A 13,598-nucleotide genomic window follows, 5' to 3' on the forward strand; every position below is an offset into this window, starting at 1 on the left:
ACGGAGTGTAATTATGAGGGTAATTGGAGTAATTGGTAAAAAAGACACCGGTAAAACAAGTATTATATGCGATATTTTAAAGCATGTAAGTGGAATTAGTGTCGCCACCATAAAAAAAACACATCACAGCGTTGAAATAGATACACCAAATACTGACTCATATAGAATGAAAGAAAACTCCAACTTGTCAGTATTGTCCACAGGTACTAAAACAGGTTTTTACTACGACGGTATGTCATTATATGAAATTTTATCAAAAATAGATTACGACCTTGTAATTATTGAAGGATTTAAGGAAGAACTTATTAAATACAATATTCCAAAGATATTAATGGTTGAAGGTAAAAGGGGTTTGGATTTATTAGATAATCAAGTCATAATGACTATTGAAGACTTTAAATATGATATTAAAGAAGTCATTAGTGAAATTACTGACAAAGCTGTAGTCCCTACGTATAACTTTAATTGTGGACATTGCGGATATAACTGCAAACAGTTTGTAGAAAAAATGATAAAAGGCGAAAATAATTTAAAATGGGATAGATGTGTAATGTCATATTCTATTAAAATAACTGCCGACGATAAAATAATCCCTGCAAATCCTTTTGTATCAGATATTATTAAAAATACGATTAAAGGTTTAATATTTAGCCTTAAATCAGTCGAAAATCCTCAAAAAATTACAATATCTTTTGATGATGAATCAAATAACGATTTATCAAACAAAATCGTAGTGAAAACTATCGAAAATGAAAAATTAAATTCCAAAAAGAATTGATAACTATTTTTTATATATTATTAAACATTAATGTATATTTTAGATACCAATGATATATTTGAATATACTAATATTTATATATGAAAACGTAATAAGATGATAAAGTACTAAAAGATAATATTTTTTTATTTAAAAAAAATTAAAAAAATTAAAAAAATTACTAAAATACAAAACAACAGTCTATAAATTGATGGTGACAATATGATAAGCGAACAAGGTTATGAACATATGGCGGAAACATTTAAAGCGTTTGCAGACCCTACAAGGTTAATGATTTTGAGATTATTAAATGAAAACGAAAGTATGTGCGTATGCAAGATTATTGATGAATTGGGCAAACCCCAACCTACTATTTCACACCACTTAAACATTTTGAAAAAATCAGGTTTAATTAAAGCAAGAAAAGAAGGTACTTGGAACCACTACTATATAGTAAACCCTAAAGTCAAAGAAATGGTCCACATTATTGGCGATTTTGAAAACTAAGTATTGTAGTACTACCCCTTAAAACTATAATATTGAAATCAAATATGTAAAGTATATTATTTATATAATATATCATACTTTTTTTAATTCATAAGATACTTTTATATATAATTTAAACAAAATTAAAAGAGTAATAAATGAAAATATATTTTAAATTAAGATAAATTACTATAGATAATAATATATAAGGATAAATCCCAATTATGAGATATAATAATCCCTTTTGTAGATTTTAAACTTAAAAAAACACTAAAATTAAAAAATAGCCGAAATATGCTTTAAAAAACTAAAATAATTGAATTTAAAAAATTATTGCGTTTGAAAGTATTGAAAATTATAATGGTACGATAAAGATAATATAAATATAATGTAAAAATACGATAAAACATAATTTATATAATCAAATATTATACTATTTTGAAAAATCTAATACTCTAAGTCAAATACAGTGATTTTTAAATTTAGGCTCATACCCTGGTGAAATAATGGGAGTTCAGGAAGACATTAGAAAATTAGAAGATGAAATTAAAAACACGCAATATAACAAAGCTACTCAAAAGCATATTGGAAAATTAAAATCAAAATTGGCAAAATTAAGAGAAGAATCTCAAAATCCTTCCGGTTCAGGAGGTTCTGCAGGACCTTCGTATGCCATAAGAAAAACAGGAGATGCTACAGTAGCTTTCGTAGGATTTCCATCAGTTGGTAAATCCACACTATTGAATAAGTTAACTAATGCTAATTCTGAAGTAGGAGCTTACGCATTTACCACACTTACTATAATACCAGGACTTATGGAACATAAAGGCGCTAAAATACAAGTTTTAGATGCCCCGGGTATCATATCAGGTGCTTCTTTTGGTAGAGGTAGGGGTAGCGAAGTTTTAGCAGCAGTTAGAAACGTAGATTTGATAATGGTTATTGTAGACGTATTTTCTCCAGAACATATCCCCGTTATTGAAAGAGAGCTATCAAACGTAGGTATTAGATTAGACCAAATACCTCCAGAAGTTAAAATAGCAAAAAGGGATAGAGGAGGGGTTGCTGTTAATACAACGCTTCCATTATCTAAAATAGACGAAGATACAGTTGTTGCAATATTGGGAGAATATAAAATACACAATGCAGATATTGTAATAAGAGACGACGTAGATGCAGACCAATTGATTGATTCAGTTATGGGTAATAGGTCATATATACCTACACTTGTAATTATAAATAAAATCGACCTTGCAGACCAGGAAAGCTTAGATATAATGGAAAGTGAAGTTCATGAGAGACCTCACGTGTTTGTATCGGGACACAAAGAAATAAATTTGGAAGAATTAAAAGATAAAATATTTGATACCCTTGGATTTATCAAATTATACTTAAAACCACAAGGTAAAAAAGCTGATATGACCGACCCGTTAATTATACTTAAAAATTCAAAGGTAAAAGACGTTTGTAATAAATTACACAGAGATTTTGTTAAAAATTTCAGATATGCACAGGTTTGGGGCCCTTCAGCAAAACACCCTGGTCAAAGGGTAGGTTTAGACCACGTCTTAGGCGATGGCGATATATTATCGATTGTTGTTAAAAAATCCGGTCAATAATTAATTTAATAAGTTATTGGGACGGATAAGTATGTGATATAATAATTTAAAAATAATAAGGGATAGTATGGAAAATCAGGAATTAGAATATCAAAAAATTATGAAAGCAGGGGAAATTGCTTCAAAGGTTAGGGGCGAAGCCCAAAATATGATAAAACCCGGCGTAAAATTATATGATGTAGCGGAGTTTGTTGAAAATAGGATTAGAGAATTAGGTGGGGAAGTTGCATTTCCTTGTAATTTATCTATAAATGATATTGCTGCACATTATACACCATTTGCAGGTGATGAGTCAGTTTTTGGAGAAAATGACGTAATAAAATTAGATTTAGGTGCACATATTGATGGATTCATTGCAGATACTGCAACAACTGTTGATTTATCAAATAGCTATTCAGATTTAAAAAAAGCTTCAGAAGATGCTTTAAAAACGGTTATAAACTCAATAGAATTACCAATGAACGTTGGAGAAATGGGAAAAATAATCAGTGAAGTAATAGAAAGCTATAATTTAAAACCTATATCAAATCTTTCAGGCCACGTGATGCATCAAAATGTATTACATGCTGGTGTTAGTGTACCTAACGTCTATGAAAAAACAAAGGACACAATAGACGTTGGCGATTTAGTAGCAATTGAACCATTTGCCACTGATGGATTTGGAGCCATTACTGACGGAAACGGCAAATATATTTACAAATACATAGTTTCAAGACCTTTAAGACTACCTTCTGCAAGAAATATCTTAAAAATTATTGAAAATAAATTTTGCCATTTACCATTTTCAGAGCGAGATATTGCTAAATTAAACCCCAAATATAAAATGGGTTTAAAAACATTGGTAAATGCAGGATGTCTATATGCTTATCCTGTTTTGGTTGAAAAAGAACGTGGTATGGTATCACAATGTGAACATACTGTGTATATGGGCGAAGATAAAATAGAAATTACAACAAAATAATCTAATAAAACTTTATACATTTATTTTATTTTAAATTAATTTAAATTAATTTAAATTAGTTTAATTTTTTGGTAATGGAATAATATTTTTATACTTAAAAATGTATAGTAAAATAATCAAAATTGGAATTTATAATTTATAATTTATATTTTAAAAATAATAATCTATTTTAAAGATAACTAATAGGTGTAATTATGATAGTTATTTTAAACAATGGTGGACAATACGTTCATAGAATTCAAAGAAGCTTAAAATACATCGGCGTAAAATCAAAAATAATTAAAAACAGTACAACCCTTTCTGAAATAGAATCTGACGAGACTATTAAAGGAATTATATTAAGTGGCGGTCCAGATATTGAAAAAGCTACAAACTGCAAGAATATAGCTTTAAATTCCAAATTACCAATATTAGGAATTTGTTTGGGTCATCAATTGACTTGTGAAGCTTACGGCGGTGAAGTTTCAAGAGCAGAAAGCGAAGAATATTCCAGTGTTTTGATAAAAGTTAAAAATCATAATGACTTATTTAATGGAGTTCCTTCAGAATTTACAGCTTGGGCATCACATATGGATGAAGTAAAAAAAGTACCAGAATGCTTTGAAATATTAGCAAACTCTGATATCTGTGAAGTTGAAGCAGTGAAACACGTTTCAAAACCTATTTATGGAGTACAATTCCACCCTGAAGTTTCACATACGGAATATGGAGACATAATTTTAAAAAATTTCTGTAAAGTTTGTAATATCGAAACATTATAAAAAATATAAAAAATATAAAAATTAAAATTTAGATTACATATTATTATCTTTTACCCAATTCCTCAACCATTAGCAAAGCACAGTAATCCCCACAAACACTGCAAGCTTTTTCTTCTTTTGAAGGTATTTCTTCCCTCATTTCTCGGGGTTTTTCAGAATTTAAAGACAGCTCGAACTGTTTTTCCCAGTCGTGCTCTTTTCTTGCTTTTGCCATTTCTTTTTCTTTTTCCCAAGCTATTTGACTACCTTTTGCCACGTCTGCAGCCTGAGCAGCTATCTTAGAAGCAAGTAATCCATCGATTACATCTTCTTCTTTCATCAATCTAACGTGTTCCGCGGGCGTAACATAACATAAGAAATTTGCACCACTATATGCTGCAAGTGTTCCACCTATTGCAGAGGTAATATGGTCATAACCCATTGCCAAATCAGTTACTAAAGGGCCTAAAACGTAGAATGGTGCATTTTTACATACTGTTTTTTGTATCTTCATATTTGCAGATATATTATTGTATGGCACGTGTCCAGGACCTTCAACCATTACCTGAACTCCTGCATTTCTACATCTATCAACTAATTCGCCCAATGTGATTAATTCCTGAATTTGAGGTCTATCAGTGTTGTCCACTAAACACCCTGGTCTCATACCATCCCCTAAACTTAATGTCACATCGTGTTCTTTTAAAATCTCTAAAAGATAGTCAAACTGTTGATAAAGAGGATTCTCTTTATTATGATACATAACATACGCAGTTAGGAAAGCTCCTCCCCTACTTACTACACCCATAACTCTTTCGTCATTTTTAAGGGCTTGTACACTTTGTTTTGTAATTCCACAATGTAGGGTCATAAAATCAACGCCTTCCTTAGCTTGTCTTTCTATGACGTTAAATATTAAATCTTCGTCCATATCTACAACTTTTCCGTATTTACTTTTAGCATCTGCACCAACTTCATAAATAGGTACTGTACCGATTGGTAAATTTGTATTGGACATTATTTGTTTTCTTATTTCAGGTAAATTACCACCGGTGCTTAAATCCATTATCGCATCTGCACCGTATTTATTAGAAATAGCAACCTTTTTTAATTCTGAATCCATATCTATGCAATCAGGAGATGTACCTAAGTTTACATTAACTTTTGTAGATAATCCTTCGCCAATTCCTACAGGTTTAGTATCACGATTTACATTTTTAGGTATAACTACATAACCTTTAGCAATTAGTTTTCTAAGTTCGTTTACATCCATCTTTTCGTATTCTGCCACGTATTTCATTTCTTCCGTAATATTCCCTTTAATAGCTTCGGTCATTTGTGTCATAATTTCACCATTAGAATATAATATTATATTTAAAAATAGAATATATAAGATACTATTATAAAATATATCATAGAAATTATTTTAATCATTATGATTGTATAATCTTTATTTACCAATATTAAATACTTAATATATTTAAAACAATATTATAATTTAAGAAATATATGTGTCAATTATTTTATGAATTGATTGATGACATATGAATTTAAAGACTAAAAATAAAATAAAAAAATAGAAAATAAGTTAAAATTTATATGGTGAAAATAATGTGGAATTTAGAAACAGAACGAGTTTACAATTATATATGCACTTCAAAAGCTAAAAAAGTAATATTACAAGCCCCGGAAGGTTTAAAAAGGTCCGTAGATTTAGAAATATCCAAATTACGCCAAAAATTTGAAGAAAATAATACGCCTCAGGAACAAATACCAAAAATGATAATATGGGGCGAATCTTGTTTTGGGGCTTGTGATTTATGCGATAGGGACGTTTCATTATTAAATCCTGATTTAATAGTCCATTATGGTCATGAGGAGCTTTCCTATGTTAAATCAGAAATTCCTGTGATATATGTTCATTCTTATTATAATATTGATGAAGATTTTGAAAAAAATATGGAAAAGCTTCAAAAAGAACTTAATAATCCTACAATCGTTAGTACCATACAATTTAAAAAATGTCTTGACGAATACAACCCCAATATTATATTAGGATGTAGGGCGGTAATAAATAACTGGAATAATGAAGATTCCATATTATATGTAGGTACAGGGCGATTTCACCCCCTAATGATGGCATATAAGTTTAAAAAAACCGTTAAAATTTATAATCCGCTTTCAAGAGAAATTTCAGAAATAACAGAATCAGAAATTAAGAAATTGATTAAAATAAGAATTGGAAAAATTACAAAATTAATGATACATCCACCTCAAAAAATAGGTATTGTTCTATCTACAAAAAAAGGACAGTGTAGAACTAAAGTATTCGACAGAATGATTGAATTATGTGAAAAAAATAACATTAAATACGTTCCAATTGTATTAAACAATATTTCACCATCAAATTTAATATATAAAGTTGATGCGTACGTTATTTGTGCTTGTCCACGTATTGTGTTAGACGATTATACAAATTACGATAAAACCCTTATTACAGCAAGAGAATTTGAAATGTATGTAAAAGAAGATTTTGAATACGTATTTGACGAAGTAATGGAGTATGATTTTATATAATACGTCCGCATATCTGAATAAATGTAAAAATATAAACTATAAAATATAAAATATAAAATATAATTATTATTTATTTTTCTTAAATTCGTTATTATATAAATTTAATTCTTTTAAAATATTATCAAAAGATATAGAACCTTCCCTTATCAATTCTATATCATTATCTATTATTTTTACAATTGTAGAAGGCTTTTTATATTCACAATCACCGTCATCGATAATTATATCTACACTGTTCAATATTTCTTTATCCATTTTTGATATGGAATAAGAAGAAGGTCTACCACTTACATTAGCACTTGTAGAAGTTATTGGTATTTCAGATAACTCCAATATTATCTTTGAATCAGGTATGCGAATACCCACATAGTCCTTACAAATATAATCTGGTATAGATTCTTTTTTTGGCAATATTAATGTAATTGGACCGGGTAAAAACTTATTAATGAGTTTTTTAGCAACATTATTTACTTTCGCATATTTTTGTATATCGGACTTTTTTTGTAAACTTATAGAAAAGGGCTTCGATTCATCTCTATTTTTTATTTTATAGATTCTATCAACCACATTTTTATCCAGTGCATAACCACAGATTCCGTATATGGTATCAGTAGGACATAATGCAATTTCGCCATTTTTTAGGTACTTTTTGGCATCATTTAGTGTTATTTCTACCCCTTTTCGAATAATTTTCATAATACCCCAGCTTATATATTCACTATATTATTTTTAAATTTGATAATATTTAATAATTAAATAAATGCACTTTTCATTGCATCTTTACATCCACAAGTTCTTTCTTCAAATTTGTAATTTATGAAATCATCAACTACATTTAGTATTTTGCTTTCCATCGATTTAACAGTGTCTAAAACTTCATCTACAGTTAAATCACTGTCTTTAATGCCCGAACAGTAGTTTGAAATATTGCAAAGTGAACAATAGCACATTTCTAACTCTTTAGCTAATGAAACCTCGGGATAAGCAGTCATTCCTACAACATGACCCCAATTTTTATACATATTTATCTCAGCGATTGTCTCAAATCTTGGACCTTCAGTACATATGTACGTGCCTTCATTGTAGGAATATTGTCTTTTATCAAGTATTTCTTTTAAAATACCTCTTAAATCACTACAAAAGGGTTCTAACATATTTACGTGAGCTACTTTTCCATCTTCGCCGTCATAATACGTACTTTTTCTCACTTTAGTGAATTCAATAAAATCATCTGCAATCAAGAAAGAAGAAGGTTCTATTTCAACTTTTAAAGAACCTACTGCATTTAATGATAAAATTCGTTCCACACCCAACTTTTTTAAGGTATAAATATTTGCAAGATAATTAATTTTATGTGGGGGAGTACTATGGCTTAAACCATGCCTACCAAGTAATACGACATCTTTATTTTCATCAATCAATACTTTTGAAGCCCCATATTTAGTTTCCACTATTTTTTCTTCACCATTTTTTAAAAGACCAGCTAAACCAGTTCCACCGATAATTCCTATCATAAAAACACCATTAAATAGTTGATAATTTAAATATTTAATATTTATTCTACTTTTTTAAGTCAAATTGATTAATCAATACTCAATATTATATCAAAGTCATATCAAATCGATATGTATATTATTAATGTATTATTATGTATATTAAAATATAATAAAAGTATATATATTTACGTAATTAAGAATGTTATCCGATTAATAAACGTATAATTTTAAAATAAGTATAAAAACTAATTATCTAAAGTATAAAAATTATTTATTGATATTTTAAAATATCATTGTATGGCGAATAAAATGAAATTTTACGGTAAAGTTATCAGTGGAAAAGGAAAAGGGAAATATTTTGTAGGCATAGAACCCTATAAACTGGCTTTTGAGAAAAATTTAGGATATACCCCCTATTTGGGAACTCTAAATATAAAAACAGGTCGTGATTTTTGGACCCATGTTGAAGATTACAAAGTTATAGAAGATTTTGAATACAATAATAAAAAATTTTATGGGGTAAAATATGTACCCATAGTAATAAAAAACCGTTTTGGTATCTCGATTAAAGGTTCAATAGTTGCTCCAAAAAAAACAGTTCATTCAAAATCTGTTTTAGAGATTATATCTTCATTAAATCTTAGAAAATATTTAAAATTAAAAAATAACGATATTATAACTGTAGAATTGGATATTTAATATATCTTCCAATAATGTAATCAACAATATCATATCCTGTAAATGAAATAACAAATTAGATATAATAAAACAAAAATATTATCACATCGCAAATATAAGAAATTTATAATTAAATAATTAATAGATAACTAAAAATAAAAATATGGTGTTATTATGGAAGAATATGGAAACGTTAAAAAAGCTATTGAAGCACTTAAAAAAGGAGAAATCGTATTAATTTACGATGACGATAAAAGAGAAGCTGAAACCGATATGGTTATTGCATCTGAATTTATAACACCTGAAACCATTAGGACATTTAGAAAAAATGCAGGTGGTTTGATATGTACTTGCATAATGCCAGAAGATTGCGATAAATTAGGAATTCCTTTTATGGTTGATATATTAGGATTAGCTTCTGAAAAATACCCTGTTTTAAACAAATTATACCCTGATGATATACCATACGATGAAAAATCATCATTTTCAATAACTGTAAATCATAGGAAAACATTTACTGGAATCCCAGACAATGATAGGTCCTATACTGTTGAAAAATTAGCTAATATGTGCAAAGAAAACAGATTTGAAGAATTTGGTTCTGAATTTAGAAGCCCTGGACACGTTCACTTACTAAGAGGTACCGAGGGATTAGTACAAAGAAGACAAGGTCATACTGAAATATCATTGGCACTTTCAAAAATTGCTGGAACATATCCTATGACAACCATTTGTGAAATGATGGGTGACAATGGGGGCGCTTTAAGCAAAGAATTAACTGCAAAATACGCTGAAGAAAATAAACTCGTTAATGTAGCAGGTGCTGATATTATAAACTATTATTTAAATGTTTTTTGTAAAAAAGAAGAATAATATAAAAATAAAATAATAATAATAATATAATATAACAAAAGAATAAATTACAAATAATTTAATTTATTTTTAAATATATATTATTCAATTAATATTCATAATTTTAAAATGGTGTTATCTATGGGCATAAAAGTTGGAATTACCGATACTACATTTGCTAGGGTTGATATGGCTTCCGTTGCAGTAAAAAAGCTAAATGAAATGACAAGCAAAGTACAAATAATTAGGTACACAGTTCCAGGTATGAAAGACTTACCTGTAGCGTGTAAAAAACTAATTGAAGAACAGGGTTGTGAAATAGTATTGGCTTTAGGTATGCCGGGCGGTAAAGATAAAGACAAAGTTTGTGCTCATGAAGCATCACAAGGTCTTATGATGGCCCAATTAATGACAAATAAACATATAATTGAAGTTTTTGTACATGAAGATGAAGCAAAAGATGGGAAAGAATTAGACTGGCTTGCAAAAAGAAGAGCTGTAGAACATGCTGAAAACATATATTACATGCTATTTGACCAAAAATATTTGGAAAAACAGGCGGGTATGGGACTTAGAGAAGGATTTGAAGATGTTGGTCCTGCAAAACGTTAATTATTTTAAAAAATAGATTTTTTGATAAATTTATTTTAAAATAATACTTCAAATAATAATTACTAAACATACGAATATTTAATAATATAAATATAAATATTTTTTTTAACATATATTATTTTAGTAAATGATTAATTTATTATTTAAGGTTATTATTTCAAAATAGGGCCTAAACTTTGTAAATTTGTATTTAATAATATATTATGGTTATCAATTCTAATTTAAACGATAATTATATATTTGTGAAACATCTTATAGTAAATGATTAAAATATTTACTATGCTATTGGAATATTAAAATATAAGTTATAACTTATAACCAAAAACTATATATAGAACTTCAAATGATTAATATAGTTATAATACGTATATCATTATTAAACTAAAACTTTTAAAGTATGAGGTGATATCTATGGTAGAACTTATCGTAGAGGAAGCATATCAAAGCGATGTAGGGAAAAGTACCGTAAGAATAGACCCTGTAACTATGCAAAAACTTTCATTAGAACCTGGCGATGTAATCCAGATTGAAGGGAAAGAAACGACATATGCTACAGTTCTTAGAGGATATCTTGACGACCAAAATACTAAAACAATTAGAATGGATGGTTTACTTAGACAAGTTACTAAAGCAGGAATTGGGGATAAAGTAACCATTGAAAAAGTACAGGCCAAAGAAGCTAAAAAAATAGTTTTGGCACCATCAAGACCTGTAAGATTCAATGCGGGATTTGAAGATTACGTAAAAAGTAGATTGGATAAACAAGTTGTTGGAAAAGGCTCAAACGTGCTTGTAGCAGTATTGGGAACTGCTTTCCAATTTGTAGTGGTAAACACATCACCTAAATCACCTGTAATAGTAGGACCAGCTACCACTGTTGAATTAAAAACAGAACCTGCGGGAGAAATTAAAGAAACTAAAGTACCAAGTGTTTCTTATGAAGATATAGGTGGATTAAGGGAAGAAGTAAAAAAAATTAGGGAAATGGTAGAATTACCAATGAGACATCCTGAATTATTCGATAGGTTAGGTATTGAACCTCCTAAAGGTGTTTTACTTGCAGGACCTCCGGGAACTGGTAAAACTTTACTTGCAAAAGCTGTTGCAAATGAATCTGGTGCTAATTACTATACGATAAACGGCCCAGAAATTATGAGTAAATACGTTGGGGAAACCGAAGAAAACTTAAGAAAAATATTCGAAGAAGCAGAAGAAAATGCTCCGTCAGTGATATTTATTGATGAAATTGACGCTGTAGCTCCAAAAAGAGATGAAGTAACTGGAGAAGTTGAAAGAAGAATGGTTGCTCAGTTATTAACTTTATTAGATGGTCTTGAAAATAGAGGGCAAGTAGTTATATTAGCGGCTACAAACAGACCTGACTCAATAGATATTGCATTAAGAAGACCTGGACGATTAGATAGGGAACTTACAATTGGAATACCTGACAGAAATGCCAGAAGGGAAATTTTAGATATACATACAAGAAGTATGCCACTTGAGGCAGATTATGATGAATTAAGCTTAAAAGATGGAATAAGTTATTTATCAAGTAGCAAAAGAAAAGATATTGATGCAAGAGACAAATCTAAAACATTGCAAGAAATTTTAATTTCAACACGCGACCCTAATTTAGTGGTTGAAAAAGCTAAAGAATTAGGTATTATTGATAAATTAGATGTTGCAATAGTTAAATCATTCGTAAGAGAACTTGCAGATAAAACCCACGGTTTTGCAGGTGCTGATTTATCCGTTTTATGTAAAGAAGCTGCTATGAAATCATTGAGAAAATTACTTGACAATAAAAAGATTGACCTTGACGAAGAAATACCTAAAGAAGTATTGGAAACTCTTAAAGTCACAAAAACTGATTTCTATGATGCTTTAAAAGAGGTTGAACCATCTACGCTTAGAGAGGTATTAGTGGACGTTCCAGACATTAAATGGGTAGATATAGGTGGATTAGAAGACGTCAAACAGGAATTAATTGAAGCAGTAGAATGGCCTTTAAAATACCCTGATAAATTTACAAAGATGGGAATTAGACCGCCTAAAGGTATATTACTCTATGGTGCACCAGGAACTGGTAAAACTTTACTTGCAAAAGCTGTTGCAAATGAAAGTGAAGCTAACTTTATTAGTGTAAAAGGACCTGAAATATTCAGTAAATGGGTAGGAGATAGTGAAAAAGCTATTAGAGAAATCTTTAAAAAAGCAAGACAAGCATCACCTACAGTTATATTCTTTGATGAGATTGATTCGATTGCACCGGTTCGAGGTATGAGCTTTGGTAATGATGCAGCTGAAAAAGTGGTAAACCAATTATTAACGGAATTAGATGGTTTAGAAGAACCTAAAGATTTAGTGATTATTGCAGCTACAAACAGACCTAAACTAATCGACCCTGCATTATTAAGACCAGGTAGAATCGATAGAATGGTTTTAGTACCTGCCCCTGATAAAGATACAAGATTAAAGATATTTAAAGTACATACTGCAAATATGCCACTCCTTAACAATGAGGAAGAAGAAAAAAACAATTTATTAATGGAATTGGCCGAAAAAACAGAAGGATATTCCGGTGCAGATATTGCAGGAGTATGTAGGGAAGCAGCAATGATTACTTTGCGAGAAAATCTTGAAGCTCAGATAATACCAAAAGAATCATTCATAAAAGCGATGAAAAAGGTTAAACCTTCAATTACCAAAGAAGATGAAGAAGAAAACAGGAAATTAGTTGAAGAATTTAATAGTTAAGGACTAAAAATAATATCAGTAAGAAATTTAAAAATAAAAATAAAAATAAATATACTCCTTTTT

At 29.3% G+C, this 13,598-nt stretch carries 13 protein-coding genes; 10 read left to right on the plus strand and 3 right to left on the minus strand.

Annotation, left to right across the window (positions count from 1 at the left end):
• The first annotated feature begins 13 nt into the window (after window positions 1-13).
• The 5 genes from J3E06_RS06550 (at window position 14) to J3E06_RS06570 (ending at window position 4,584) form a co-directional block, all read left to right on the plus strand.
• On the plus strand, window positions 14-778 hold the full coding sequence (locus J3E06_RS06550; protein WP_013180864.1) for a molybdopterin-guanine dinucleotide biosynthesis protein MobB: 765 nt from the start codon (window positions 14-16) through the stop codon (window positions 776-778).
• A 201-nt stretch (window positions 779-979) separates the two neighbouring features.
• On the plus strand, window positions 980-1,264 hold the full coding sequence (locus J3E06_RS06555; protein WP_013180863.1) for an ArsR/SmtB family transcription factor: 285 nt from the start codon (window positions 980-982) through the stop codon (window positions 1,262-1,264).
• A gap of 485 nt (window positions 1,265-1,749) precedes the next feature.
• A complete protein-coding gene (locus J3E06_RS06560) occupies window positions 1,750-2,862 on the plus strand; it encodes an OBG GTPase family GTP-binding protein (RefSeq protein ID WP_013180862.1) in 1,113 nt (370 codons plus the stop codon).
• 67 nt (window positions 2,863-2,929) lie between these two features.
• Window positions 2,930-3,823, plus strand: coding sequence for a type II methionyl aminopeptidase (map, locus tag J3E06_RS06565; protein WP_013180861.1), 894 nt, complete (start codon window positions 2,930-2,932; stop codon window positions 3,821-3,823).
• Between the two features lie 194 nt (window positions 3,824-4,017).
• Window positions 4,018-4,584, plus strand: coding sequence for a GMP synthase subunit A (locus J3E06_RS06570; RefSeq protein ID WP_013180860.1), 567 nt, complete (start codon window positions 4,018-4,020; stop codon window positions 4,582-4,584).
• Between the two features lie 43 nt (window positions 4,585-4,627).
• On the opposite strand, the gene thiC is transcribed toward J3E06_RS06570, so the two are convergent.
• Window positions 4,628-5,908, minus strand: a complete 1,281-nt coding sequence (thiC, locus tag J3E06_RS06575) for a phosphomethylpyrimidine synthase (protein ID WP_013180859.1) — start codon at window positions 5,906-5,908, stop codon at window positions 4,628-4,630.
• A 266-nt stretch (window positions 5,909-6,174) separates the two neighbouring features.
• Between thiC and dph2 the strand changes: the two genes are divergently transcribed.
• On the plus strand, window positions 6,175-7,140 hold the full coding sequence (gene dph2, locus J3E06_RS06580) for a diphthamide biosynthesis enzyme Dph2 (protein WP_048187243.1): 966 nt from the start codon (window positions 6,175-6,177) through the stop codon (window positions 7,138-7,140).
• Between the two features lie 66 nt (window positions 7,141-7,206).
• Here the strand turns inward: dph2 and J3E06_RS06585 are convergent, their stop codons facing one another.
• Both J3E06_RS06585 and J3E06_RS06590 read right to left on the minus strand, forming a co-directional pair.
• The gene (locus J3E06_RS06585; RefSeq protein WP_013180857.1) at window positions 7,207-7,836 is read right to left on the minus strand and encodes an L-threonylcarbamoyladenylate synthase; all 630 of its coding nucleotides are present in this window, start codon (window positions 7,834-7,836) and stop codon (window positions 7,207-7,209) included.
• Between the two features lie 56 nt (window positions 7,837-7,892).
• Window positions 7,893-8,654, minus strand: coding sequence for an MTAP family purine nucleoside phosphorylase (locus tag J3E06_RS06590; protein WP_013180856.1), 762 nt, complete (start codon window positions 8,652-8,654; stop codon window positions 7,893-7,895).
• Window positions 8,655-8,945: 291 nt separating this feature from the next.
• On the opposite strand from J3E06_RS06590, the gene ribK reads away from it, so the two are divergent.
• The 4 genes from ribK to J3E06_RS06610 all read left to right on the plus strand — a co-directional run bounded on the left by ribK (window position 8,946) and on the right by J3E06_RS06610 (window position 13,535).
• Entirely contained in the window at window positions 8,946-9,335 is a 390-nt protein-coding gene (ribK, locus tag J3E06_RS06595) for a CTP-dependent riboflavin kinase (RefSeq protein ID WP_048187240.1), read from the plus strand.
• A 153-nt stretch (window positions 9,336-9,488) separates the two neighbouring features.
• Window positions 9,489-10,187 (plus strand): 3,4-dihydroxy-2-butanone-4-phosphate synthase, encoded by a 699-nt coding sequence (gene ribB, locus J3E06_RS06600; RefSeq protein WP_013180854.1) that lies wholly within the window; start codon window positions 9,489-9,491, stop codon window positions 10,185-10,187.
• A 120-nt stretch (window positions 10,188-10,307) separates the two neighbouring features.
• Window positions 10,308-10,778 carry a riboflavin synthase gene (ribC, locus tag J3E06_RS06605; RefSeq protein WP_048187237.1) on the plus strand — a complete coding sequence of 157 codons (471 nt, stop codon included), beginning with the start codon at window positions 10,308-10,310 and terminating at the stop codon, window positions 10,776-10,778.
• A gap of 411 nt (window positions 10,779-11,189) precedes the next feature.
• Entirely contained in the window at window positions 11,190-13,535 is a 2,346-nt protein-coding gene (locus J3E06_RS06610) for a CDC48 family AAA ATPase (protein WP_013180852.1), read from the plus strand.
• The last annotated feature ends 63 nt before the right edge of the window (window positions 13,536-13,598 follow it).

Source organism: Methanococcus voltae (genome assembly GCF_024807655.1).
Classification (GTDB): domain Archaea; phylum AGJL01; class Methanococci; order Methanococcales; family Methanococcaceae; genus Methanococcus; species Methanococcus voltae_D.